At 61.7% G+C, this 23,849-nt stretch carries 22 protein-coding genes and 2 pseudogenes; 11 read left to right on the top strand and 13 right to left on the bottom strand.

Annotated elements, in window-relative coordinates:
• Positions 1-528 precede the first annotated feature (528 nt).
• Both NKI95_RS11460 and NKI95_RS11455 read left to right on the top strand, forming a co-directional pair.
• Entirely contained in the window at positions 529-726 is a 198-nt protein-coding gene (locus tag NKI95_RS11460; protein ID WP_352716744.1) for a hypothetical protein, read from the top strand.
• A 171-nt stretch (positions 727-897) separates the two neighbouring features.
• A complete protein-coding gene (locus tag NKI95_RS11455; protein WP_352716743.1) occupies positions 898-1,173 on the top strand; it encodes a hypothetical protein in 276 nt (91 codons plus the stop codon).
• 883 nt (positions 1,174-2,056) lie between these two features.
• Here the strand turns inward: NKI95_RS11455 and NKI95_RS11450 are convergent.
• From NKI95_RS11450 to NKI95_RS11420, 7 genes are all read right to left on the bottom strand, one after another.
• Positions 2,057-2,935 carry an SMP-30/gluconolactonase/LRE family protein gene (locus NKI95_RS11450; protein WP_352716741.1) on the bottom strand — a complete coding sequence of 293 codons (879 nt, stop codon included), beginning with the start codon at positions 2,933-2,935 and terminating at the stop codon, positions 2,057-2,059.
• A gap of 35 nt (positions 2,936-2,970) precedes the next feature.
• Positions 2,971-3,933 carry a 3,5-dioxohexanoate:acetyl-CoA acetone transferase gene (gene kce, locus NKI95_RS11445; protein ID WP_352716739.1) on the bottom strand — a complete coding sequence of 321 codons (963 nt, stop codon included), beginning with the start codon at positions 3,931-3,933 and terminating at the stop codon, positions 2,971-2,973.
• Positions 3,930-4,877 (bottom strand): 3-hydroxyacyl-CoA dehydrogenase, encoded by a 948-nt coding sequence (locus NKI95_RS11440; protein WP_352716738.1) that lies wholly within the window; start codon positions 4,875-4,877, stop codon positions 3,930-3,932. The genes kce and NKI95_RS11440 overlap by 4 nt, the downstream gene beginning before the upstream one ends.
• Before the next feature lie 11 nt (positions 4,878-4,888).
• Positions 4,889-5,695 carry an SDR family oxidoreductase gene (locus NKI95_RS11435; RefSeq protein WP_352716736.1) on the bottom strand — a complete coding sequence of 269 codons (807 nt, stop codon included), beginning with the start codon at positions 5,693-5,695 and terminating at the stop codon, positions 4,889-4,891.
• A 13-nt stretch (positions 5,696-5,708) separates the two neighbouring features.
• Complete coding sequence (locus tag NKI95_RS11430; protein ID WP_352716734.1) at positions 5,709-7,781, bottom strand: ABC transporter permease; 2,073 nt, start codon at positions 7,779-7,781, stop codon at positions 5,709-5,711.
• Positions 7,778-9,316, bottom strand: coding sequence for a sugar ABC transporter ATP-binding protein (locus NKI95_RS11425; RefSeq protein ID WP_502909148.1), 1,539 nt, complete (start codon positions 9,314-9,316; stop codon positions 7,778-7,780). The genes NKI95_RS11430 and NKI95_RS11425 overlap by 4 nt, the downstream gene beginning before the upstream one ends.
• A 72-nt stretch (positions 9,317-9,388) precedes the next feature.
• Complete coding sequence (locus NKI95_RS11420) at positions 9,389-10,516, bottom strand: sugar ABC transporter substrate-binding protein (RefSeq protein ID WP_352716732.1); 1,128 nt, start codon at positions 10,514-10,516, stop codon at positions 9,389-9,391.
• Positions 10,517-10,749: 233 nt separating this feature from the next.
• On the opposite strand from NKI95_RS11420, the gene NKI95_RS11415 reads away from it, so the two are divergent.
• On the top strand, positions 10,750-11,430 hold the full coding sequence (locus NKI95_RS11415) for a GntR family transcriptional regulator (RefSeq protein WP_352716731.1): 681 nt from the start codon (positions 10,750-10,752) through the stop codon (positions 11,428-11,430).
• A 92-nt stretch (positions 11,431-11,522) separates the two neighbouring features.
• Here the strand turns inward: NKI95_RS11415 and NKI95_RS11410 are convergent, their stop codons facing one another.
• The 5 genes from NKI95_RS11410 to NKI95_RS11390 all read right to left on the bottom strand — a co-directional run bounded on the left by NKI95_RS11410 (position 11,523) and on the right by NKI95_RS11390 (position 12,873).
• On the bottom strand, positions 11,523-11,765 hold the full coding sequence (locus tag NKI95_RS11410; protein ID WP_352716729.1) for a type II toxin-antitoxin system Phd/YefM family antitoxin: 243 nt from the start codon (positions 11,763-11,765) through the stop codon (positions 11,523-11,525).
• A gap of 12 nt (positions 11,766-11,777) precedes the next feature.
• Complete coding sequence (locus NKI95_RS11405) at positions 11,778-12,059, bottom strand: recombinase family protein (RefSeq protein WP_352716728.1); 282 nt, start codon at positions 12,057-12,059, stop codon at positions 11,778-11,780.
• A gap of 74 nt (positions 12,060-12,133) precedes the next feature.
• Positions 12,134-12,259 carry a recombinase family protein gene (locus tag NKI95_RS11400; RefSeq protein ID WP_352716727.1) on the bottom strand — a complete coding sequence of 42 codons (126 nt, stop codon included), beginning with the start codon at positions 12,257-12,259 and terminating at the stop codon, positions 12,134-12,136.
• 39 nt (positions 12,260-12,298) lie between these two features.
• The gene (locus NKI95_RS11395; RefSeq protein WP_352716725.1) at positions 12,299-12,664 is read right to left on the bottom strand and encodes a type II toxin-antitoxin system VapC family toxin; all 366 of its coding nucleotides are present in this window, start codon (positions 12,662-12,664) and stop codon (positions 12,299-12,301) included.
• Positions 12,658-12,873: a ribbon-helix-helix protein, CopG family gene (locus tag NKI95_RS11390; protein ID WP_352716723.1), complete on the bottom strand. Its 216-nt coding sequence runs from the start codon at positions 12,871-12,873 to the stop codon at positions 12,658-12,660. Before NKI95_RS11390 ends, NKI95_RS11395 begins: the two co-directional genes overlap by 7 nt.
• Before the next feature lie 665 nt (positions 12,874-13,538).
• Between NKI95_RS11390 and NKI95_RS11385 the strand changes: the two genes are divergently transcribed.
• The 4 genes and pseudogenes from NKI95_RS11385 to NKI95_RS11370 all read left to right on the top strand — a co-directional run.
• Positions 13,539-13,667 carry a hypothetical protein gene (locus NKI95_RS11385; protein WP_352716721.1) on the top strand — a complete coding sequence of 43 codons (129 nt, stop codon included), beginning with the start codon at positions 13,539-13,541 and terminating at the stop codon, positions 13,665-13,667.
• A 412-nt stretch (positions 13,668-14,079) separates the two neighbouring features.
• Entirely contained in the window at positions 14,080-14,355 is a 276-nt protein-coding gene (locus NKI95_RS11380; RefSeq protein WP_352716719.1) for a hypothetical protein, read from the top strand.
• A 337-nt stretch (positions 14,356-14,692) separates the two neighbouring features.
• On the top strand, positions 14,693-14,848 hold the full coding sequence (locus NKI95_RS11375; RefSeq protein WP_352716718.1) for a DUF3606 domain-containing protein: 156 nt from the start codon (positions 14,693-14,695) through the stop codon (positions 14,846-14,848).
• A gap of 670 nt (positions 14,849-15,518) precedes the next feature.
• Positions 15,519-15,992, top strand: a pseudogene (locus NKI95_RS11370) (SOS response-associated peptidase family protein); the annotation flags it as partial.
• A gap of 58 nt (positions 15,993-16,050) precedes the next feature.
• Here NKI95_RS11370 and NKI95_RS11365 read toward each other — a convergent pair.
• Positions 16,051-16,191, bottom strand: a pseudogene (locus NKI95_RS11365) (SOS response-associated peptidase); the annotation flags it as partial.
• A gap of 300 nt (positions 16,192-16,491) precedes the next feature.
• On the opposite strand from NKI95_RS11365, the gene NKI95_RS11360 reads away from it, so the two are divergent.
• From NKI95_RS11360 to NKI95_RS11345, 4 genes are all read left to right on the top strand, one after another.
• Positions 16,492-17,046: an Lcl domain-containing protein gene (locus tag NKI95_RS11360; protein WP_352716716.1), complete on the top strand. Its 555-nt coding sequence runs from the start codon at positions 16,492-16,494 to the stop codon at positions 17,044-17,046.
• A 555-nt stretch (positions 17,047-17,601) separates the two neighbouring features.
• Positions 17,602-18,675, top strand: a complete 1,074-nt coding sequence (locus NKI95_RS11355; RefSeq protein ID WP_352716715.1) for a hypothetical protein — start codon at positions 17,602-17,604, stop codon at positions 18,673-18,675.
• Complete coding sequence (locus NKI95_RS11350; RefSeq protein WP_352716713.1) at positions 18,672-20,000, top strand: hypothetical protein; 1,329 nt, start codon at positions 18,672-18,674, stop codon at positions 19,998-20,000. The genes NKI95_RS11355 and NKI95_RS11350 overlap by 4 nt, the downstream gene beginning before the upstream one ends.
• The gene (locus tag NKI95_RS11345; RefSeq protein ID WP_352716711.1) at positions 19,997-23,845 is read left to right on the top strand and encodes a hypothetical protein; all 3,849 of its coding nucleotides are present in this window, start codon (positions 19,997-19,999) and stop codon (positions 23,843-23,845) included. Before NKI95_RS11350 ends, NKI95_RS11345 begins: the two co-directional genes overlap by 4 nt.
• Positions 23,846-23,849 lie beyond the last annotated feature (4 nt).

Genomic DNA, 23,849 nt, shown 5'->3' with positions numbered 1-23,849 from the left:
GGCCTCCACTCCAGCCAGCATCTTGAATCACAAAACAGATAAATCTGGAATCCCCTTTGATTCCGTCAAAGGGGGAACCGCTCTAAACGCCAAGACACGGCGGAGGTTGCATTAACCAATACCGTTCCGGTCGCAACGGGCATGGAGGGCGATTGACTGGCCAGGCGCCCACGCTGCTTTGGCCAGCCGCAGCGTTCGTCAGCGCCAGATCGTGCCTGGTAGCTGTGATGCGGGGATGCGCGAACTCGCCTGAGGCAAGGACGGCCTGCACCGTTGGGAGGCCGATGAGCTCCCCGTTGATGTTCCGATAGATCACCCATCATTCACTTGAATGATTATGTATAGAACCTCTTGCACCGTACGCGTCGCGTACCAGCGTTCATCGACGAGCAGTTCGCGGTCGGCGCGCCGGCGCGGCTGGCGCTCGCGTCGCCGAGGGCTCATTCAGGCGCTGTTTTGGCAGGATGCGCATTGGTCATTAGGCCCATCGCGCGTTTTTTGCGGCCGCAATGACGGCCGGGCCACGGGATGGCGGCCGATATTTTGACATCGGAAGTTGCCAATGCCAGGCAGCGCATCCGCCGGACCGAGGTCGCGCTTAAACGCACCGAAGAAATGCTGGCCGAGAATCTCGCGCTGTCCAGCAGGATACGAACTGCGGTCGAGGCCGCAGACCGCTTGGTGAAGATCGATCCCCTCAGCGTTGAAGGACGTCGCGTGGGTTGAACTGGGCCGGCGTTTCATTCGTCGCGACCTTCAGGCCACCTGCGCCATCACTCTCGCTCTAGAATTGTGCCAGCCACATCGACCGTCTGGGCTGCACGCTTGCGAACAGCCGGAACCAACGGCGACCACAAGCGGTTTACCAATCGAAGGGACCGCAATGGATTCGGAATAATGGAACTTTTGGAGATGGAACTGGCGAGAGCCCGACAGCGGCTTAACCGGGCCGAGCGCTCCCTCGAACGTGCGAATGAAATGCTGGATGAAGGCTGCGGTGTCGGCATCAATATCGCGCTGTGCAGCAGGATCCGGGCTGCGCAACGACGCGTGGCCGAGGCGAGATTGCGGTTGACGAAGATCGAGCCTGGTCAGCCTGCCCGCACGGACCAGCTCACAAGGTTTGAGCCTATTGGCCGAAAGCCGCACAGCGATTTAGCAGCAGAGCGATAGGCCTTGCTCATGCGAAGCGAATGCGGCGTGGGCTGAACCGGCCTGCAGCTCGTGCGCATGGCGATCGAGCTGACCTGCCCGGCCGGCGTGCTGCCGAGCGAGAGACGGTCAACTTGCTCTATGGACCGTTGCCGTTGCATGAGGGCGAGGCGCTTGCAAAGGCCATCATTGAGACTGCTTGTGGATCTCCACACCGGCCCGCCTCAGTCGCAGCTCGTGCAGAAGACAAGCGCCCCTTTACCGTGCTGAACAGAGCGCCTTCGCCCTGCCGGCGAACGAGCGTTGGTGCATGCCCGGCCATCGGACGCGCAGCTAGTGTCGGCCTGCCTCCGCTCGCGATAGCCCTCCCATTCGCAATCCGCTCAGGTGCGATGCCTGAACGTGCCGGCTTGCTCCTCGGGCGGCAGCGCGTCCGCGGGCGAGACGCCAACCTACCTCTTTTGATGAAGCGAGAGCGAGAGCGCCTGATCGATCGCTGACCGTTCCGCCAGATCAAGAAACTCGCTGGACGTGAAAGCGCTGCCGCGGGCGCGCCTCAAAATCCGATCAGGAAACTGAAGAAACGACCGTCTTGATGTGTCAGAAAATAGCATATTTTTTTACTGACATTCAAAGTGCCGAAAAATAGGCCTCCCGGTCGGGGTTGCCAATTCTCTCAATAGGGCGAGAGAGCCCATCCAAGCGCCGCTGACTCAGTTGGCGGGCCGCAGCGACGAGGTACGCGGAGAAGGCTTGTCCCGGCGAGCCTGTTGAAACGAATTCGGGCGCGAGGATCATGCCGGCCGCCGGCCACGCCCGTCGGATGGCAGGCTGCTAGAGACTGAGTATTGCGGAAAGCTGCCGAGACGATGAACGCCATAAAGCAACAGCTTGATGCCGAGCTTCACGCAGCAAATCTTGGCTCCGGAACTCCCGTTACACCGAGGCCGGTAATGGCAAAAAGGCTGCCGCGTAAAACTCCGTCGCCCGGAAAGCGCGGCAGCGGCGGCTTGGCCATCGACGTGACGTACAGGGTGTCAAGCTTCGGCCCGCCGAACATGACGCTGGTGATCTTCTTGACGGGCATGTCGATGATGCGATCAACGCTGCCGTCGGGCGCGTAACGCACCAGCCTGCCGTCATAGACCAGTGCGTTCCAGAGGAATCCTTCCGCATCGACTGTCGAGCCGTCGGCCGCCCCTCCCCGGCTGGTATCGACGCGCGTGAAAGTGCGCCTGTTGGTGGCGGCACCGGTTTCGATATCATAGTCGTAGGCCCAGATCTCGCCGGTCCAGGTGTCGGCGAAATAGAAGGTGCGGTCGTCGGGACTCCAGCATGGGCCGTTGGAGCAGATGATGCCGGAATCGATCCTGGTCACGGAGAAATCGGGATCGAGCCGGTAGAGCCCGCCGGAGGGTCCCTCTTCCATCGTGTCCATTGAGCCGGCGAAGAAGCGGCCGCGCCGATCGACCTTGCCGTCATTGAGCCGGTTCATCGGCCTGTCCGGCTCTGGATCGTGGATCAGCGTCACCTCGCCGGTGGCGAAATCAAGCAGATGGAAACCGCGCTGTAGCGACACCACTGCGCCACCGCCGTCCTTGCGCAATGCCATCGAACCGATCTTCATCGGCACGTCCCAGCAACGGATCTCGCGGCCGTCGGCGGTCGCCCGAAACACACGCCCGTCGAAACTGTCTATCCAGTAGAGGCGCTCCTGTTCAACGTCCCACAGCGGTCCCTCGCCCAGCGTGGTCTTCACGTCCACCACGACCTCGATCTTCATGCCGTCCTCCTCTGTTCGAACCTTGCAGAAACCGGTCAGAACGCGACCTGGTCGCCGCCCTTCAATGACAGGATTTCGCGGGCCTCGTCGGGCGTTGCCACTTCCATGCCGAGGCCTTCGATGATCTTGCGGGCAAGCACCACCTGCTCGGCATTTGACTTGGCAAGCTTGCCCTTACCGGCCCAAAGACTGTCTTCAAGCCCAACGCGGATATTGCCGCCAAGCGCTGCCGATTGCGCGGCAATGCGCAACTGGCTCGCGCCGGCACCCAGCACCGACCAGCGGTACTGCAAGCCGAACAGGCGATCGGCGGTGCGCTTCATATGGGCGACGTCTTCGGGATGCGTACCGATGCCGCCGAGCAGGCCGAATACGGACTGCACGAAGAACGGTGGTTTCACCAGCCCGCGATCTGCGAAATGGGAGAGGTTATAGAGATGGGCGATGTCGTAGCACTCGAACTCGAAGCGCGTGCCGTTGTCGTAACAGGTCTCCAGTATGTACTCGATGTCCTTGAACGAGTTGCGGAAGACCAGGTCACGCGTCGCTTCCAGGTGCGGCCTTTCCCAGTCGAACTTGAACGTTTCGTATTTGTCTACGAGGTGATAGAGCCCGAAATTGATCGACCCCATGTTGAGCGAGGCGACTTCCGGCTTGAACTGGGCGGCGGGGCGCACACGCTCCTCCACCTTCATGTAAGGACTGCCGCCGGTGGTGATGTTGATGGCGGCATTGGTGCCTTGCTTGACGCGCGGCAGGAAACGCGCGAACGCCTCCGGCGTCTGGTCGGGCTTGCCGGTCTCAGGGTCGCGGGCATGCAGATGCAGGATCGCCGCACCAGCCTCCGCCGCCGCGATCGCCTGCGAGGCGATCTGGTCCGGCGTGATCGGCAGATAGGGCGACATGGTCGGCGTATGGATTGCCCCCGTCACCGCACAGGTGATGATGACCTTGCCCTTGGCCTGCGGGGCGCCGGGCTTGCGGCTTGCTTCCGTCATCGTCCAAACTCCTGATCCGATTTTTTCTTGTGCGCCGCCAGCGCCATCAGCCGGCGGTCGCGCCAGACCTGCCGATCGCCGAGTTCTTCCCGCGGCAGGCGCTTGCGGCGCTCGGCCTCGACCGTTTCCATGACCTCGCCCGCCCAGTCGACCCGACGCAGCATCTGCGGGAAGATGTTGGAATAGATCGTCTGGTAGCGCTCTACATAGTCGCGCACACCACCAGGTGCGTTGAGGTCGATCGTTTCGAACGGACCCATGAACGACCAGCGCAGCGCCAGCCCCTCGCGCAGGCCCGTATCGACGTCCTCGACGCTGGCATAGCCGTCGGCGACGAGCCGGAACGCCTCCTCCAACAGCGCGCCCTGCAAGCGATTCATGATGAAGCCGTCGAGTTCGCGCTTCATCACCAGCGGCGCGTGGCCCGCTTCGACAAGAAAGGCGCGGGTCCTTTCCACCGTTTCGGCGGAGGTCCATGGCGCCGGCACGACTTCCGCTGCCGGGATGAGATAGGGCGGATTGATCGGGTGTACGACGAGGCAGCGATGGCGCCCCTGCAGATGATCGGTGAATTTCGACAGCAACAGCGCCGAGGTGGAACTGGCGAGCACCGCCTGCGGACCCGCAAGGACGTCGATCCGGGAGAACACGTCACGCTTCACCTCGAGGTTTTCCGGTGTGTTCTCCTGGACGTGGACGGCATCGGCCAGGGCCTCGCCAAGCTCCGCCACAATGGTGATGCGGCCGAGCACTGCATCAACCGCCTGTCCCCGCAGCAAATCGTTGGCGGCGAGGTCGCCGAGCACGCCGGCGATATAGTCGCGCGCACCGCTGGTCGCGGCAGGCGCCTGGTCCCACATGCGCACATCGTGCCCGGCACGAGCGAAGCTGATCGCCCACGCCCGCCCGATGAAGCCGCTTCCGACAATTGCTACCTTCGCCATGCTCGCCCTCCTCAGAGTGTCTCGACGTTGCCGTCGACGCCGAGCGATTGGCCGGAAATGTTGACGCCCGCATCGGAAAGCAGGAAAGCCACCATCGCAGCGACATCGTATGGGCTGGTCATACGGCGCAGCGAGATGTTCTGCAGATAGCGTTGTGTCATCTCCTCGTTTGAAATGCCTAATTGCTTTGCCCGGTCGGCAATGACCTTGTCGATGCGCGGCCCTTCGATGATGCCGGGCAAGATGGCATTGACCCTGATGCCATGCGGTCCGAGTTCCTTGGCAAGACTCTGGGTCAGGCCGACGACGCCGAACTTGGCAGCCGAATAGGGGGTGCGGAACGCGTAGCCATGGCGGCCGGCGGCCGAAGACATCGAGACGATCGAGCCGCCTCCCGCCGCCTTGATCAGCGGCACGGCACGGCGCGCGCACAGGAACTGGCCGGTCAGGCAGATATCTATGCAACGCCGCCAGTCTGCCGGATCGATCTCGTCGACGCCGCCGGTCGGGCCGGCAATACCAGCATTGTTGATCAGGGCGTCGAGCCCGCCGAGCTTCTCCTTGACAGTCTCGAACAGCCGGTCGACATCGTCGTCGCGCGAAACGTCGGCTTTGACTGCGGCGGCGAGCGTAATCCTCTCTGGAGCGGCAGCCAGCGCCTCGTCGGAAATATCGCAGATCACGACACGCGCGCCGAGCCGCGATAGCGTCTCTGCAATGGCAAAGCCGATGCCGCCAGCGCCCGCCGTGACCAGCACGCGCTGGCCTTTGAGCCCGGTCAGGAATTCGTCCGCGGATGCCGGTGCGCTTGAGCTCATTGTTCCATTCCTTTCACTGAATCCGCCTTTCGCGCAGTGCCATGACGGCACCGAGCACCACCAGCCCGAACAGGATCGCCCGCGTCGCATAAGGCAGCGTCGTGCCGGCGAGGAGCATCTGCAACGCGGTCAGGAGCAGCACCCCACCCAGCATGCCGAGGTAATGGCCGCGCCCGCCGGTGATCAGCGCACCGCCGACTACGACGACGGCGATGGAGGGCAGCAGATAGTCGTCGCCCATGCCGAGGCTGGCCTGGCCGGAAAAGCCGGTCAGCATGATGCCGACCAGTGCCGCGCAGCCCGCCGACAGCACATAGACGAGGATGAGCGTGCGACCGACCGCTATGCCGGAGAGCTGGGCTGCGCGCAGGCTGTTGCCGATGCCGTAGACGCGGCGGCCGAAAGCGGTGCGGCCGAGCAGTAGCACGGCAAAGACGACGAAGGCGATCATGAACAGCACCACCGGCGTGATGGCGAATACCTTGCCAGTCATGAACCAGCGCAGCATCGGCGAGGAGAAGCCGGCCGGCGTGCCTTGCGAGTAGAGCAAAGCGAAACCTTGCAGAATGCCGTTGGTGGCCAGCGTCATAACGATCGGCGAGATGCCGAGGAAGACGATACCGATGCCGTTGGCGAGTCCGATGAGGCAAGCGACGGCGAGCACCGCCGGCAGCGCATAGGCCAGTGCAGCGTCGGATCCGTTGACCATACCGGCAAGCAGGATTCCCGACAGGCCGATCGTCCACGGCACTGACAGGTCAAGCCCGCCGGTAAGAATCACGCTGCCTTGCCCAAGCGCCAGGATGGCGAGGAAGCTCGACAGCACGAACAGCGAATTCCAGTAGCCAAAATTGACGATAGCGCGTCCGAGCCAGATCTGGGTGACGATCACGACGATGGCAAGACAGACATAGGCCGGCAGCGCATAGCGCAGCGTCTCGGCATTACGGACATGGAAGGCAGGTTGCGGCGCCTGCTGCTCGCCGGCGCTGCCCCGGGCAATTCTCAGTCGCCGGTCGGTGCGATCGATCTGCGAGGGCAGCATTCCGGCGCGCCGCGCGGCCAGGCGAGCCCGCAGAGCACGCAGTTGGCGGGCAAGCACGGAGCCATGCGACAGCGAGCCTGCAAGCACGGCAAGGATCAGGATCGTGCCCTCGGCGATCGTCGAGTAATAGGCCGAGACGTTGAGCACGAGCAGGATGTTGACGACCATCATCAGGATGTAGGCGCCGAAGACGGTGCCCACCGGCCCACCTTGACCGCCGCCCAGCCTTGTACCGCCGACCACGACCGCCGCGAACATCGACAGCAACAACGGGTTGCCAACCAGCGGATCGCCGCTGCCGGTCTGGGCGCTGATGAAAACGCCGGCAAGCCCATAGCAGCCTCCGGCAATGACATAGACCAGGAAGCGCACAAGAACGACGCGCACGCCGACCGAGGCGGCGGCATCCGGATCGCTGCCGACCGCATAGAGCGCCGTCCCGAAGCGTGTGCCCTTGAGCCAAAACCAGCCGAGCAGGACGACGCCGATGACCACCAGCGGCATCGGTATCCAGCCTGCGATAGCATCACCGAGATAGAAGGTGCCAAGATCGGGCGAGACGAAGCCGCCGGGCTTGTCCATGACCAGCAGCGTTACCCCCTGCAGGATGAACATGGTCGACAGCGTGACGACGATAGGCTGCATACGCAGGACCGCAATGAAGAAGCCGTTGAAGGCGCCGATCAGCATGCCGACCCCAATTCCTGCCAAAGTCCACAGCGCAACGCTCGTGCCGGTCGCCATCGGATCCATGCCGTTTGCCAGGACGACATTGACCAGTGAGATCACCGCGCCGGCGGACAGGTCGAAACCGCCGGACAGAATGACCAGGGTCTGGCCGATCGCCGCCAGTGCCGAAGTGGCGCCGCCGCTCGACAGGAACGAAATGTCGAAATAAGTGAGCCGCCCGGCACTGACCAGATCGACGATCAGCAGGAGCACCGCAAAGACGATCGCCGCGATGATCGCGCCGCGATGCCGCGCGAGGAACCGCGACAATGTCGCAGCAGGTGCCGCGGCGGCCAAGCTCGTCACGCTCATTCCGCCGCCTCCCGGACCACGTTCCGATGGCCAAGCGCCGGCCGCATGATCGCGCCTTCAGTGATCTCGTCGCCGGTAAGCTCCGCCACCAGATGGCCGTCATAGAGGACGAGCACCCGGTCGCATTGATGGACCAGCTCGGGAATTTCGGTTGAATGCAGGAGGATCGAGCCGCCGGCCGCCACATAGTCGCGCATCATCACGTAGAGCTCGTGCTTGGTGCCGACATCGATGCCCCGGGTTGGATCGAAAAGCAGCAGGATCCGGCTTTCGGCGACGAGCCATTTGGCAATGGCTATCTTTTGCTGGTTGCCGCCAGAGAACGCCCCTGCCCTCGTCCACAAGGCACTGCTATCGACCTCCACGGTCGAGAAGGCGGACTGTACGGCCTTTGCCTCCTCGTCTGTTCTGATCAGGCCAAACCGGGTGAAGCGTGCGACGACCGGCAGCGATGCATTCTGCCGGCCCGAGAGCTTCAGGAACAGGCCTTCGGTCTTGCGGTCCTCCGGCACCAGCCCGATTGCCATATTGGGCTTGAGCGCATCGGCGGGCGAGCCGAGCCACACATTGCGCCCGTCGACCAGGATGTGGCCGCGCTCGATCTCGGCCATGCCGAAACAGGCGAGGAACAGGTCGAGCTGACCCATGCCCTGCAATCCGGCAATGCCGAGGATCTCGCCCTTGCGCAGGTCGAAACGAACGCCGTCGAGCTTCCTCCCGGCTTTGAGATCGCGTACGCCGAGCACCGGCGGACCAAAGGCGGCCGCGCTTTCTGGTTTCGGCGGGAAGGTCTGGGCGATGCTGCGGCCGATGATCTTTTCGATCACCTCACCATCCGAAACGTCGGCAACCGGCGCGGTCACGATGTGGCGGCCGTTCCTGAGAATGGTCAGCGTGTCGCAGAAAGCTCGCACCTCGCGCATGCGATGGGTGATGAACATGACCGTGGTACCGGCCGCTTTCAACTGCGCGATGATGGCGCCCAGCCACTCGACGTCGCCACCTGACAGTGTCGAAGTCGGCTCGTCGAGCAGAAGGATCCGCGGCTTGCGATAGAGCGCGCGCGCGATTTCGATCTTCTGGCGGACGGCGAGATCGAGCGTCGCTACCTCGGCATCGAGATCGACCGAAAACCCCAGATCGGAGGTGTGCTTGCGGACTGCCTTGCGCGCGCTCAACCGCCTGATCAGGCCGATCGGGCCAACGGGCGCGTAAGGCAGCAAAATATTGTCGAGAACGCTGAGATCGCGTACCAGCGTCATTTCCTGGAAGGCTGTCTGCACGCCTTTGGCGTGCGCGGCGCGCGGCGAACCGAGTGGCGCCGGTTCGCCTGACAGGGTGATTTGTCCGTCGTCGGGCCGTACCAGCCCCGACAGCAGCTTGACGAGCGTGGACTTGCCCGCACCGTTCTCGCCAAGCAAGGCATGCACGCTGCCGGAAGCGATCTCGAAGGAAACGCCATCGAGGGCGACTGTTGCGCCAAACGCCTTGCGGACGCCCTCTATGCCGACAGCTGTCGAATGCGCTGACATCATGATCCCAGTCCCGGCCTGCATGAAAGGCGCGTGGAGCGCCTCGAAAGCACCCCACGCCCACTTTCCGAGTGCCTACTCCTCGGGCTGGCCTACAAGGGCGGCTGCGAGACCGATTTCAGGTGTCTGATCGGAGAAGATCGAGGCGAACCAGCCTGGGTTCGAGACCAGCGACGGTTTGAACGCGTTGCAACCAGCCTTCATCTCCGCCCAGGTGCCCTCGTCGCAAAGCTTTATCGTCTCGTTGGTGACGACAGGCAGCGGCAGGATCGTCTTCTTGGCAACGTCCTTGCCTTCAAGCGCCTCGACGGCAAGCTTGAGAGCGAGTGCCCCGGAATAAGGCGGCGAGGCATAGGAAATGCGCGCCGCGCCGAGCGGCGCATAGGGAGACGTCGCGCCCTCGACCTCCGTGCCTTCCGGCAGCATCTGGATACGCCCGCCATTGGAACCCTCGCCGGCGCAAGGCAGGAGTTCGCTGGTCTTCTTGCCGGCCTCGAGCTGCATGGAATTGGCGGTGAAGCAGCCGACCTGCATCCATAGCCCGTTGATGTCGTCCCAGCTGCGCGTCGCCAATATCTTGGAAAGTTCGGTACGGGCCACCGCCTGGCTCCACATGCCGACCGCCTCGCCGACGATCTTGATGTCGGGATGCTTGGCAAACACCTCCTTCGCCGCTTTCGTGCGCAGGTCATCGACCGAGGTGCCGGGGACGCCGGTCACCGCAATGATGTTGCCCTTACCATTAAGCTTCTTGACCAGCCACTCCGCCGTAACGCGGCCAGCCTCTTCCTGGTCGATATGGACATTGTAGGCGCAGGGCTCCGTGATCTCGGCATCATAGGCAAACACCTTCACGCCCTTATCGCAGGCGTTCTTCACCACCTGGTTGAGCGCCGTCGGCGAGATCGGGAAGATAACGATGGCCTCGGCGCCGGCCTGGACCATAGCATTGATCTGCTGGATCTGGCGCTGTGCGTTCGGCCCCGCCACCTGGACCTGGAGGTCCACCTTGTCGGCCATGCTCTTGTGCGACGCCATCGCCTTGACCATGTTGGCGGCCTCGGCCTGCCAATCATTGCCGATGAAGCTCATGCTGAGAAATATCTTGTGCTTTCCAGCCGCTTCGGCGGCGGACATCCCAAAAGCGCAAACAGCCATGCCGGCAAGCAGCGCAAGCCGCCGGGCCTTCGATCCGATACCCATACGAAACTCCTCCCAGTTCAGACGAACGAATGCCTCCCAAGGGCACGAAAACGCACACCTTGTCATTCGATGCGCCTGACCGTATCATGATTTGATCAAAGATCAATGATGAAATGGCCGAGAGGCAAAAGCCGGAAACGCGGGCGCTTGACGCGGCAATCCGAACCTTGCATTCCGGGCACAGGCGCCGGGTATGACAAGAGCGTCGCCCGAATGGGGGAAGGTTGGCAGAAATGGCTGGGGCGGCATTCAGGAAGCCGGGAGTGGAGATCACGCCGCTGTCCAGGGAAACCCTGCAGGACAGGGTTTACCGGCACGTTACCGAGTTGATTCTCGACGGCAGCATCGTTCCAGGTGAGATGGTGACGGTCCAGAGCCTCGCCGACGCTTTCGGCGTCAGCCCGATGCCGGTTCGCGAGGCACTGCGGCGTCTGAGCGCCGCCAACGCCTTGATGGTGGTTTCCGGCCGTTCGATCGGTATCCCGGCATTAAGTCGTGCGCGGCTTATCGATCTCAGGAACGTCAGGTTCGAAATCGAGGCGATCGCCGCCGCATGGGCCGCAGAACGCATTGACGATCACGGCGTGATGCTGCTGGGCCAGCATCTGGAGGCACTCGAGCAGGCCAATGCCGCCGGCGACGTCAAATCCTATCTCAGGGCCAATTACGCCTTTCACTTTTCCATCTACCGGGCCGCGGGCTCGGAAAACATGCTCAGCATCATCGAGAACCTGTGGCTGCAGATCAGCCCCTATTTCAACATGCTGCACGATTCTGGAAACTATTCGACCGCCAACCAGCACCATCAGCAGATGTTTGCAGCGCTGCGAGACCGCAATGCGGAAGCGGTCGGGGCCGCGGTTCGCGCCGACATCGACGCGGCTTTCACAGTGCTGATCAAACTGCTGAAGTAAGATTCCTCCAATTGCGCCGATACGGCGGCGAGTCGCCGCTAGGCACGAACATGTCCGTCAGCGTATAGCGCCCGCCCGTCTGCCCCCTGAGATCAAGACGGTATAGATTCCTGCTCCATTTCAGAGGCTTCGACCGCCGCGATCTCGTTCGTGCCGAGCTCCGCTGTCAGCTCGACTCGCCGGTCGCGCTTCGACAGCCGGACAAAATCCTCGTAGGCCAGCAGCACCGTGCGCGGGCGACCGTTCTTGGTGATGATGACCGGGGCGCGGACCGCGGCATCCTGATAGGCGCCAAAATTTTTCGAGACGGCGGCGGCGGGGACGGTGGTGGTCATCGCGAGACTCCTTTATTCCGGAATATACGGGCTTTCCGCAAGTGTCGGGCGCCCGCCAGATGGAAACGAGGCAGTGACAGGGCAACTCCCAAAGACCCGGAATGGTAGAATCGTCGCGAGACGGCCGAAACCCTCGACGCACGCGATTCCGTGCTGCCCTTCGACCGCGGCGATTTTTTTCTGGTCCTCGGACAGGGTGACGATGGTCACGCCTGCGAAACTCAGGCCCTTGAAGACGCCTGCCACGTCCTCCTGATCGCGACTGATGCGATCCAGCGCCTCTGACAGAATCATGCCGAAACGGCCCGCCTGAGCATCGGCAAGAAGCGACTGAATACAAGGATGCTCCGGAGATGGCCCGTGTCGGACTAGTTCTCTACCACGCTCCATCCCCCGCGCGCGGCGCGCTCACGGCACTGGCGCAACTGGTCCTCGGTGGAGGCGTCGCGCTGGTTGCCGGAAGAATAACGGGCGTAAAGGGCGATACGGGTCATGCGGCTGGCTCCTATCGTTACGGGCCGGGGGCGCGTTCGCTACAGCGTGTATGGTTCGCGTATCCCCGGATCGTCAGGTGGAAAGTCTTTGGTATTGCGGGTCACAAGCAAGCGCCCGGCGGTCTGCGCCGTAGCCCAGATCACCGCGTCGGGCAGCTTGATGCGATGTGCTCGCCGCAGCGCTACTGCACGGTTGGCGATCTCGTCGTCCAGAGCGATGACTTTGAAGCCTTCGAGGAAAAGCCGGGTCGGCTCGACCAGATCGGGGTCTGCGCCAACCATCACTTCCATCCAGGTGATGATACTGACGGCACGGCTTACGAAGCGCTCGATTTCCTCGCGGGCCTGGGGGACGGCGTTCAGATGGTCGACGAGGATATTGGTGTCGAAGAGCGCGCCTACCATTCGCGGCGCACCTTCTCCTGATAAGCCAGCCCATCAACCTTGCGCTTACCCCACAGGCCGAAGCCATCCTCGACCTGTTCGCGATTATGGCGGTCGAGATAATCGTCTATTGCCGCGCGGATCAGGGCCGCACGGGATTGGCGCGCCCGTTTGGCAAGCCGGTCGAGGGCTTCAACCTGGGCATCGTTCATGTCGATAAGGGCTCGCATCGCGCATTCCAATGATATGCCTTATACATATCATATGCTACGATACAGCGGAAGGGAAAGATCGTCTTGGGAGCAAGTCTGGAGGCAATCTCTTCACTCCCGTCGGTCTCGTTTTCCATGGTCGGGGTGTTCAGGGGTTTGTTGTCGTTCGCTGCGGTGCGCGACGCCGCGAAGTCCTGGGCAACAATCTAAAGCTCATCGTTCGGGCAGCCATCCCATATTATCGACCGGTCGCCGACGCGGCGCTCAACTTTAGCCGAGCAAGGTCGCACCAGCCTCAGGCGGCTGATCACGGCCAACAACATGACGCAGAAGGAAAACGCAGGGTCGAGGCGCAACGTGCAATCGCGTGCCGTGCGAGCCGGCCGGGCTCTGTCGGGCAAAGCCTAACGCCAAACCTGATAGTCTCGGGCCGCAGGGGCAAGCGCGGTTTGTGAGGCGACTAGTCCCGCTTTGGCACAACCGGATTGGCATCTGAGTTGCCTAGCAAGACTCGCTGGCGTGTAGCCGCAGGGCTCACTCAGGAGGTGGAAATGGTTTTGGCCCAAGATTTGTCTGATGTTGCGTTCACGTTCGACTGTCCGAATTGCTCGCATCCGATGGTAAGGAAGGGCTCTGCGATAAGAACGATCGCCCACTTCATATGCGACGGGTGCAGAGCCAACGTGCCGCTCACTTATCCGCAGAAGCTGGCAATCTTCGAACTGCACAAGGGACTGGCCGAGCAGTCGCGAAAGCACGAGCTGAGAGATCGTGCGCTGGCCACCGCGGCTGTATTGCCGGCGACAAGATGACCCAGTAAGAAACGGCCAAAGTTGACGCGCGGATCGGTCGCGCCATGACGTGCGCCGGAGAGACGCTCTTTTCTCGAGGATCGTCGGGCGAGCAAAACTATGCGACGCGATGTAGTGGACTTGAGTCTGGTCGTGGTCAGCTCAAGACGAACCCGCCAATAGGACCGTAAGGAGCAGTGACAGCGGAACGGCCAGGAGACAGCACATTTCAAAAGTGTTGTTTTGGCGCCCATCCATCGTGCTGATCCCACTTTTCTGCTTAGTCATTTTGACAGCAACGGGCAGTAGCAGCTAGCGGTTCCATACCAATCCGTTCATGAAGCGCTTGCCGTGGTGTATATTAGCAACACCTTGACTACCACCAAGGCCGCTCCACCCTCATTCCCTGGCGCGGCTCAGCATTGGAGATGAGGTGGCAATAACCGCTACAGTTCGGCGTCGGATTATAGAGGATCGCGTAAGCGTCTCTATCCCGGGCTACAAATTCCCGCATTCCATCAAGGACAGTGCCTCGAACGAAAAGCGAGGCCAGCAAATCGAGCTTAGGGGAGAAGTCACCCGGATCGATGAGGAGAAGGTGACGATTGATCTTGGACCGCTGGTGACAGTTGATCTGGACAATGTCCGCCTGGTGGAGAAATACCGTCCACAGCAGCGCAGAACGCACCTATACGACAAGACACACTAGGCCTACTCGCCATCGACTGGCCTTTGCGTCCTTCGTTTGCATGCTTCGCTTCCATTAGCATGAGCTCATACTTCGATAGCCGGCGCTGCCCCTCTAACCCCGCCGGTCAGGCCCGGCATCCTGCTGACAGTCCCGCCGGGTGGGTGCCGGGCCGCACCCGTCCGCGATCGCCACGAAAGATGCTTGACGCGCAGCCTTCTCACACCAGGTTTGACCCACTGGATTGCCGGCTGCTTCTTTGGGGCGCCTGGCGGTGGCACAGAAGATGATTCCGAGGCTCGGCAACGAAAGTTGCTTGCCAGCGGTGCCGTTGATCCAAAGCTGAAGGAGCACCAGGATGGCTGACGACCACAGCAAGCTGGATGTTCGAGATCGCACCCACTTATCGGCGCACGAAGTCCATGAGGTGGAATATTTCGCCGAGCAGAATGGCCTGACGCCAGACCAGGTTCGGCAGCTCGTCAGGACCCACGGCAATGACCGGACCCGTTGAGGGAAGCTGCCAAGGCGCAGATGGCGCGTGGACTTCGGAGGGCAAGCTCGCGCGGTGCGTCCAGCTTTTCCACCGCAAATTTCGCCCGTTCTCAAATTTTTTTCCTCCATTTCGCGCGACTCAATTAGCATCTGCTGATGGAACGTCGTCACGCCCTCCGAAGAGTCACGAACGGGTTTTGGGAGGTGTATGATATAGATGACGACGAGGTTGTCTTCACAGACGGGGTAGCTCTGACAAAGTTGCAGGGGGAAGAGGCACTTGACGCTCTGGAGCTACTGAAGGGCGGATTCCTGATCCCGAGCAAGCGAAGGCGTTCCCGATACTGACCCGCGTGAACTGCTTTCCGACAAGGTGCAGCATGGAATTATCGCGCATTACAGATGCGCGATAATTCCTATCGGCGCTCAGGTGGTAAGCTTTTTCGCGCATCTAAATGCGCGATATAGTTGCGCAGAGATCAGGCTGGGCGTAGTCCGCTCCCTTCGGAGATCGCGACAGCCAACACTGCTCGGATGCATTCTTACGCTGCTAGGAGGAGCCGCCTGCTGTGCGCTTCGCCAAAGCAAGTCTTGCTAAACTTCTGCCAGGCCATTTCAGGGGAATGGAAGCCGTGCCTATTGCCCTGTGGACGTTGCGACATAGCAGCGATTGGGGCACATTCCAGGCCATGTGCAATCTCTACAACATCACGACCAGCCAGGAGGCCATTCGCCAGTGGACCCGCGCCTTGCATGACATCCTCGGCAATCTCGAACCCTCCATCGACATCTATCCCAACCAGCCGGTGGTGCGCAATGCGCTGGACGGCGAACGCGAACTGGCCAATCTGCTGTGGGGCATGCCGACGCCACTGGAGCGGGTCAAGGGCAAGGCCGACTACGGCACCACCAATATCCGCAATCCGCAATACGGCCATTGGCAGCAATATCTCGGCATCGAGAACCGCTGCGTGGTGCCCGTCACCAGCTTCGCCGAACCCAGTCCGACGCCCGGCGACACGGAGCCCGAGACCGGGATCCAGCGCAACTACTGGTTTGCATTCGGCAAGGACCGCCCGCTGTTCTTCTTCGCTGGCCTGTGGACGCATTGGCAGGGCACTCGCAAGGTCAAGGACGGCCCCGCCGATCACCAGGTCTATGGCTAGCGCGACGGCGCGACAGGCCGGTTCGCTTAAGGGCGGAGCGAGTGTTGACTCACACCTAAAACAGCGACCCTTGCGCCGGCGCCTGTTCAGGCGCTGCCGCGAACTTAATCTGTGTCGCCGGCTTGTCGACGATCACCAGCGCGTCATCGGGCGCCGTGCGCTGCAGGTGTCTTGCCTCCGACCATGGCGCCGTCAGCTAGGTCTCGGTTTCTTCCGGCCTTTGGCGCCCCCCGTATGATCTCATGAATTAGCTGTGGTCGGCTGTTCGTGAATATGCTTCCATGCAGTTGGCATACATCACGCAACCAGTTCCCATGTATCGAGAACCGCTTGCAGTAGATTTTCGGCAGAGCACCAACTGGGATGTCCGTCATAGTGGCCGTAAATTCAAGGAAGTTCCTGCCATTTCCGAAGTGCAGGAACTTTTAATTGTTCGCCGGTTCAAGTACGCTTATTCGGTTGCCACGCGGAACGCGCGGCCAGGGAGGAGGAAGGCATGCTTCGGATTGCCACTCTTGCGACTTTCAGCATCGGCTTTGCCGTTTTCGTCACCATGTCGCCGCCGCAGTCCCAAGCCGCACCTTGCGGTATTGTGCACAAGCAGGCCCGCCAGCCGCTGAATGACCAAAATTTCTGGCTGCTCGCTGAACATGGCGGCAGGGCCTTCGTTGACCAACGCACTTGCCTCGTCGCCAGGATAGACAGGCTTGATCAGCCTGCCACGCTGAGCGATGCGATGGGGTATTGCGCTACGCTCGGACAAGGCGGGCCGTACGGCGACATGGGCTGGCAACTTCCGACGATGGCGGAATTGACGAGCCTCGATTCGGCGGACTGGCCAAGGCAGCGTGAAGCGTTCGCGCAATACAAGCTGCCACCGCTCGCGCGTAGCGAAACCGAATACTGGACCCGCACTGAATGGCCAGGGCTGGCAGGATCCTTCGCGGTCGTCACATTCAGTGCACCCACGACTCTGGTGCGTCCGCTTGAAGCGACCAAGAAGGCAAGCGTATGGTGCGTTTTTGGGGTGCCGGCCACAGGCGTGGACTAGCTACTGGCGTGACCTATTGAGCACGATATCGCTCTTACGCGAGCTAATATTTCCGCGATCGCGGAAGACAATCATAGAGTCGTTACGAATTTGCCAAATTGGCGATCGCCAGGCGATCGCTGGACGTTGCTCTGCTCTTCCTCAGCGCAGTTCTTCGGCTTCTCAGGCCAGATCGTCACCTTCCGCACTCGAACGGTGGGCGCCGAACGACGCTTGGACGAGGCCAAAGCAAGCGGAAAAGACAATTCTTTACGATATGTTAACTGCCTCGGCAGTTAGGCCGGGTTTTCCGGGATGGAATGCAAAAAGCCAGGTGTATTGACAGACAAACTGTTTTAACTTACTTTATTGAGGCATTTTATAGCGAATGTGAGGTTGAATTGGCCACGCCTTTGGCGGCCAATTTTCGCTGTAACGAGCAAATACCAAAAGTAGCCTGCTAGATATTGCCAGTAAAAAAGCAATGGGGCCGCCGCTTCGGCGGGAGGGGAGGCTTTTGTGCATTTTCCTTTGGTCGTTATGTTGAAGAGATGCGTCTTCAATACAGCGATCATCTTGGCCGCGGTTCTTGTGCTCGGCGGAGGGGTTGACCTCGCGGCAGCCCAGCAAATGTGCGGCTCCGCGCTATCGCAGTGCGACCTGCAGACCGACCCCGCATGTCTTGAACGCACCTATGCGTGCGGCGAATATGATACCGTTATCCAGTCGCTCTTCGTTGAGCGGTTCGAACCGACGCCCGACCAGAAATACTTCGTCGGCGCATCGTTCTACGGACGCCATATTCGCGAACGCGCCGCCGGCGTGCAGTGCGAGATGGTGAAGTTCGCGCGCGAATACCTGACCGACTATCTGTCCGGCGTCGAGGCTGAGTTCACCACCAGCGGCTCGTTCGGCACCATGCGACAGATGGATCAAATCTATCATGCCGCGCAGATTCTGATTGACCTCGGCGACGTCACCGGCTGTCCTGAATCGGCGCTGACACGCGCTACCGTCGAGGACATCGCCCGTAGCGAGGCGGTACGTTATGCGCGCTCGGTATTCCTGCAGCCGCCGCCGGAAGCCCGTTCCTCGTTCGACACGCTGCAACTGGCGCTGAGAAGCTTCGTCAGTCGAGCGTCCGATCTCGAAACAGGCATCGCTCTGCGCCGCGTCGAGATCAAATCGGCCGATACGCACTTGAAGGCGATCCGCGCCATTTTTGCAGAGATCTTCGGACCGGTGAGCGGTGTGGGCGCGACGCTGGTCGCCAACACCTCGATCCTCGATGGGCTGGCGGCGAAGACAACGCAGATGCTGCGCTCCGTCGAAGTCTCGGAGGGAGAGTTCAAGCGGGCGCTCGGCGACGTCACGCCTGAGCAATACGCAAATCTCAATCGCAACACTGTTGCAAGCGCCGAGGACTTTCTCAAAATCTCTGCCTTCCACATCAACATGATCGGAGTGCTGCTGCCGACCGATCCGGCAAAGCCCTTCTGGCGACTGGACGCCGAGGTTCATGCCGACAATGCGGCACAGGGCGCATTCAACGATCTCGCCAAAATAAAGGCTGACTGGAAGGCGCACGGCGCTGCGACGGGAATCTGCGCCCAGGCTGGCGCGGCCGACAGAGTGTGGTACTGCCGATGACAAGCATCCGAGACATTGCGCTGTTTCTAATCGTCAGTTGCGTCTTGGCCGGCGAAGCCGGCGCCGCATCGATCCTGGAGCGCGCTTACACGTCGGAGAAGCTCGACAGTTTCTGGAACGCGACGCTCTCTAGCGCGACGCCCGAGACGACCCGGTTCAGCCTGCTCGCCCCCGGTCCCGCCGCCGTCGAACCGAGTCACGAGGCGACGCAGCCCGATTTCGGCCTGCCCTTCGCCGGCGAGGTAATCGGCGAGGCATCGGCCCCTTCCGGCGGCAGCCGCAGCATCGGCTTTCCGGTCATCCCACTTTCGGCCGACGATGCCTCGGTGCTGTTGCGACGCCTCGCCTGGGCGGAGATTTATCTCAGCCGCTACCGCTTCTTCGCGCCAGTTTCGACCGATAGCGCCGAAGAGCTCGCCGCCCTCGTCGGCCGACAATATGCAGCCGCCATCGAGGCTTATCTGATCACCGGGCGGCTTTATTTCTCCGGGGCCGACTTGCCGGAGAAATGCCGGCATCTGACGAGAATGAACGAGATCGATGCCGGGCCTTTGTCGGGCGCAAGCGCGGATGCGCTGCCTCCCGCCTGGCGTCCGCTATTCCCGATCGTCGAGGCCGTGCGCGCACGGCTCGGCTCGGACGCGCTGGCGAAGCTGGTCTGTTCGGCCAAGCCAGTGCGCGGGCGCGCCGAAACGACCGATCTGATCGAGACGCGGGTGCGCGGCCAGATCGTCAAGGCAGTCAGGACGAAGGTCGACGATACGCTCAACCTGATGAACGCCGCTTCGACCGAATACCAGTCGCTGGTCAACGAGATGGACGTGTCGATCAAGTCGGCCGAGGTTATGGAGTTGGAGCGTGTGCTCGGCAACGCGCAGGCCAACATGGTGCTCGTCAAGGCGGATCAGCTGAAGGCAGCCGAGACGATCGCCACGCTGCAAGCCGTCGATCTCTCCAGCCTCAACCAGCCGGATTCGCTGAAGGAGTTCGAAGACGGGAAGGCGAGGATGGCGCAGATCGTCGGGCAGATCGAAGGGGTGATGACGGCTCTGTCGGGCCTCACGCATGTTGTCGACGATCCGGCGATCACCGCTGAGCTTTCTTCCTGCGCAGGACTGGGCGGAGCGTATTCAGCGCTCGACCTCACGCTCGACACTGGCGCGCTGACCGCGAAAATCAGCAGCCCCTACGAGGACTGCATCAACCATGCCCGGGCGGTCGTCGGACGGTTCCAGAATCCGTCGCTTTCCAAGGCGCAGATGGCCGAACTTGCCCGGCATGTGCGCCAGATTTCCGAGGTCTTTCTGACGGCGGGGCAGCCATGAGGCGGTTCTTCCTGCTTTGCGGACTGGTCCTCAGCATCATCTTTGCGGCTGCGGGAATGGCGCGCGCGCAAGATTGCATGGCGCTCGACGTCGACGCGGCCGCCGGCCATGCCGGCGAGCTGACGACGCTGCTCAAGATCGCCAATTTCCGAGCCGACGTGAAATACATGGGTGAAGTCGCAACCGAACTCGAACAGTTCCTGACGACCTGCGGCGACGAGACGACCGGACGGCTGGCGATCGTGTGCGATTTCGACTGCCACCTGCAACTCGGGCGCTATCGCCTGTTCCTCGCCGCCGACATGCCCTTCCTGTCTTCGGCGAGCGGCGTCAGCCGCAACGATACGCCGGTTTCGCCGCAGGCCGCGCAGGAATTCGGCCGGCAAGGGATCGAGATCGTCGACCGGGGCCTTCGCATTCTCGCCCGACAACAAGGCGGTGACCATGGCACCACGGCGGGAGAGGATGCGAGCTACCGCACCTTCGTGCGGCAGCTGACGGCGCTGTCCTCGCTGAAGATCCAGCTGCTGATGAATACCGGCGACGTATGGTACCAGACCCTTTCGGAGGCTCGCGTCAAGGCGCTCGACTTCCTGGTCAGCGATACACTGGGCGCCGTTGGAGGCGCTGGTCTCGACAGCCAACCCAACCTCTCCAAGGCCTACACCAACTACGAAGCCGCGATGTGGGTGCTGGTCGAGACGCAAATGGATATTCCGGGCGAGTCCACCTACGACGACCTGCGAGCCGACCTGCTGCTGCAGCAGAGCGACCTGAACGCACGCATGGACAGTGTGCGCAAGGGTTTCCTGTTCCTCAATATCGACCCGATGCAGTTCACGACGATCCCGTTCGAGGAACTGCAGCAGGCACTGACCGAGAGCGAACAGCGGCTGACCGATGTTGAACGCAATGTCGAGACGTTGGTTGACCGATGGTACGCCAACAAGGAGGGCGAAGCGACGCGGGCGATCGACGAGGAGCGGACGATCCGTAGTCAAGAAGTCAACCTGATCGCCCACAAGATCGGCAAGCTGGAACACGAGGCGCAGACTTTCGCCACCACTGTCCAGCAAGAGATCAACGCGGTCGATGCCGAGAAGGACACGTTCGGCTATCGCCAGCAGATCAGGTCGCTGGAGATCGAGCTCGCCACCAAGATCGCCGAATTCGAGAACCAGCGCCGTCAGATCAACGACAGGCAGGAACTCGACCTGATCGTCCTCTCCAAGGAGGCCGAAATCGAGCGACGCAACGAACTGCGCTGGCTGCTGAACTGGGAAATGACGCAGATGAACCTCGATCTGCAGATTTCCTCGCTCGAAAGCCAGATCACCGAATATGCCCGCCAGACCGAGCGCAACGCCAACCAGCTCGAACAGGCGGTTCGCCAGCGGCAGATCCTCCAAACGCAAATCACCAACAACCAGGGTGCGATCGCTCGCGCGAACGGAGCAATCACTGAACTGCAACTGCGCCAGACCGATCTCTATCAGCGCCGCCGGGCCGTCGACCGCGAGCAGCTTTGCGGCATCGAGAGCCAGCTTGCCTTGATCGGAGAGGCGCCGGCCCATCCGTTCACCCCACTGCTGGCGGGTGAACAGCCGTGCCAGACAGTAACGCCGGCCTTCACGCGTAACCAGTACGTGGCCCAGATGTGCGGCCCGGACGGACAATCAGGCCTCAGGGCTCAGCTCCTGACCACGCAGACCCAGGCCAGGGCTTTCCTAATGAAGTGCGTCATCGGTGACGCCGATTTCGCCGACGTCGAGCCGCTGATGTCCGATCAGCAGATGATCACGTCGAACATCTCGCTGCCGCAGGAACTGGCGAACGTCAGTTGCGGCTCGTTCACGCAGACGGAAACCAACTTCGCCAAGAAACTCTACCAAGCCGAGCGTGACGTCTACGCTAAGAGGAAGGCAGACCTCGAGGAGGCGCGTGACCAGGTCGACGGCCAGCTCACCGAGGTGATCGCCTGGTTCGCCGCGTTCAACGGCACGACGCAGGCCGCGCAGATCACACTCACCGCCATCCAGGCCGCCTACGCCATCTCCGCGGCGATACCCGAGGTCAATGTCTGCGCCTGCGGGCTCGCCAGCGGCGCGGCGACCAAGATCGACACCTCCAAGGTCGTCAAGGCATCGCTCGAAGCAGCGCAGTCGATCCTGTCGACGATCATCGCGACCGGCCGGGTGACGCAGGAGAACATCAACCAGATCAATGGCCTGAAGCAGCGGATCACGCAGCTTCGCCAGGCGAACGAGGAACTCGACCTCGACAAGGCGCTCAAAGCCCGGGCACTCATCGACACCCACTTCCAGCTCGCCGGTCGGCTGGCGCAGGGAGCCGAGGAGATCAAGGAACTGACGCTGCAGGGCTCGATGGCGGCGGTCGACTGCCAGAGCCAGGATCTCGGCATCGACGAGCAGGTGGCGCGACTCACGTCCGACCATGCACGCATACTCGCCGGGCTCGATCTTCAGGCGCGCGAAAACGACATGCTCAGTTTCCAGATCGCCGACCAGCAACGCACGATCGACCGGCTGACCAACGAGATCGCTATCCTCAATCTCGAACTCGACAAGCTGTCCCTGTCGGAAGCTCAGCTCAACGAGGACAATGCACGTGTCGCCGAACTGGTCGCCGCAACCAATGGCCGCATCGACCGCGTCCGCGCTGCGCAGACGACAGTGACTGGCCTCGCCGAAGAATCAAATGCCTCTACCAACCTGATCAACGAACTGCGCGACCGGCAGAAGGACAAGATGCTGGCGCTGAGCGAAGCCGAGCTCGCCTTCGTCGAGCAGCGCATTACACAGTCGCGCGGCAACACCGAGGAACTCGTCGCAGGCCTGAACCAGGCCAAGGAACTCGGTCTCAAGAGCCGCGCGCTGCAGGACAGCATCTTGAAATTCCAGAGCAACGTTCAGGCCGAGGTGACGAAGCAGCAGGAGGACATGACGAAGCTGGTCACCCAGATTGACGATCCGGCGAGAAGCAAGAATCTGTTCATCGCAACCCAGGACACCGTCGCCGACCTGATGAAGGGCATCCCCGAATATCTGGTGACCAAGCGGCGCGTGCTCGAGACCGCCAACCGGCTGATGCATCTGATGCGCCGCCGCTTTGAAGTGGTGCAGGCCTTCACCGGCGAGGCGGCGACTGTGCCCGTAGTTTATGTGCGTAACGCAACTCAGCTCCAGGCGATGATAGACGACATTGTTGCCAAGCGCTTCTTCGATGAGCGGCAGATCAATATCGATGTCGCCCAGATCGTCGTGCCCGCCAATTCCGGTTTCGCCCGCAAGCTAGCGCTCGACGAGAATGTCGAGTTCGAGGTTTCGCCCTTCGCGTCGACCGACGCGCTGATGAAGGCAAACGGCTATTTCGCGCTGTGGGCGCCCAACAAATTCCGTGAGCGCAAGAACCTGACCCTGATCGATGTCTTCGTCGGCACCGACTACCAGTGCACTGGCGCACAGTGGAACCGCTTCGCGTTGCAACACCGCGGCAGCGGCTTCGTCCTCAAGCCGCTGACAAAGGGGTCGAGCGAGGTCCGCGCAGACATTTCGGTCGGGCCCGAGCGGGTCGCTTTGCAGACCTTTTTCAACCAGGCCGACAGCGGCGACGAGATCAGCCGGATCATCCGCTACTGGGTGCAGGATCGCTACCAGGCACGCAAGTTCCCGCGCGCGCCCGGACCATCGAACGACACCAGCCTGATCCTGCCCTATCTCGGTGCGCCGCTGATCGGCTCGTACCGGCTGTCGCTGCAGCCGAGCGACTGCCCCTTCGACGGCGCTGTGTTCACCCTCTATTTCATCTTCGCGAGCGCTCCGTGAGAGC

The organism is Mesorhizobium sp. M0306, assembly GCF_040321655.1.
Taxonomy (GTDB): Bacteria; Pseudomonadota; Alphaproteobacteria; order Rhizobiales; family Rhizobiaceae; genus Mesorhizobium.
The sequence above is the reverse complement of the archived record's forward strand: the minus strand, read 5'-3'. Positions and strand labels throughout refer to the sequence as shown.

Bases quoted from the DNA above. Each gene is read 5' to 3' on its own strand.
- NKI95_RS11460 (WP_352716744.1), top strand. From the start codon at position 529: ATGGCGGCCGATATTTTGACATCGGAAGTTGCCAATGCCAGGCAGCGC.
- NKI95_RS11455 (WP_352716743.1), top strand. From the start codon at position 898: ATGGAACTTTTGGAGATGGAACTGGCGAGAGCCCGACAGCGGCTTAAC.
- NKI95_RS11450 (WP_352716741.1), bottom strand. From the start codon at position 2,935: ATGAAGATCGAGGTCGTGGTGGACGTGAAGACCACGCTGGGCGAGGGA.
- kce (WP_352716739.1), bottom strand. From the start codon at position 3,933: ATGACGGAAGCAAGCCGCAAGCCCGGCGCCCCGCAGGCCAAGGGCAAG.
- NKI95_RS11440 (WP_352716738.1), bottom strand. From the start codon at position 4,877: ATGGCGAAGGTAGCAATTGTCGGAAGCGGCTTCATCGGGCGGGCGTGG.
- NKI95_RS11435 (WP_352716736.1), bottom strand. From the start codon at position 5,695: ATGAGCTCAAGCGCACCGGCATCCGCGGACGAATTCCTGACCGGGCTC.
- NKI95_RS11430 (WP_352716734.1), bottom strand. From the start codon at position 7,781: ATGAGCGTGACGAGCTTGGCCGCCGCGGCACCTGCTGCGACATTGTCG.
- NKI95_RS11425 (WP_502909148.1), bottom strand. From the start codon at position 9,316: ATGATGTCAGCGCATTCGACAGCTGTCGGCATAGAGGGCGTCCGCAAG.
- NKI95_RS11420 (WP_352716732.1), bottom strand. From the start codon at position 10,516: ATGGGTATCGGATCGAAGGCCCGGCGGCTTGCGCTGCTTGCCGGCATG.
- NKI95_RS11415 (WP_352716731.1), top strand. From the start codon at position 10,750: ATGGCTGGGGCGGCATTCAGGAAGCCGGGAGTGGAGATCACGCCGCTG.
- NKI95_RS11410 (WP_352716729.1), bottom strand. From the start codon at position 11,765: ATGACCACCACCGTCCCCGCCGCCGCCGTCTCGAAAAATTTTGGCGCC.
- NKI95_RS11405 (WP_352716728.1), bottom strand. From the start codon at position 12,059: ATGATTCTGTCAGAGGCGCTGGATCGCATCAGTCGCGATCAGGAGGAC.
- NKI95_RS11400 (WP_352716727.1), bottom strand. From the start codon at position 12,259: ATGACCCGTATCGCCCTTTACGCCCGTTATTCTTCCGGCAACCAGCGC.
- NKI95_RS11395 (WP_352716725.1), bottom strand. From the start codon at position 12,664: ATGGTAGGCGCGCTCTTCGACACCAATATCCTCGTCGACCATCTGAAC.
- NKI95_RS11390 (WP_352716723.1), bottom strand. From the start codon at position 12,873: ATGCGAGCCCTTATCGACATGAACGATGCCCAGGTTGAAGCCCTCGAC.
- NKI95_RS11375 (WP_352716718.1), top strand. From the start codon at position 14,693: ATGGCTGACGACCACAGCAAGCTGGATGTTCGAGATCGCACCCACTTA.
- NKI95_RS11360 (WP_352716716.1), top strand. From the start codon at position 16,492: ATGCTTCGGATTGCCACTCTTGCGACTTTCAGCATCGGCTTTGCCGTT.
- NKI95_RS11350 (WP_352716713.1), top strand. From the start codon at position 18,672: ATGACAAGCATCCGAGACATTGCGCTGTTTCTAATCGTCAGTTGCGTC.
- NKI95_RS11345 (WP_352716711.1), top strand. From the start codon at position 19,997: ATGAGGCGGTTCTTCCTGCTTTGCGGACTGGTCCTCAGCATCATCTTT.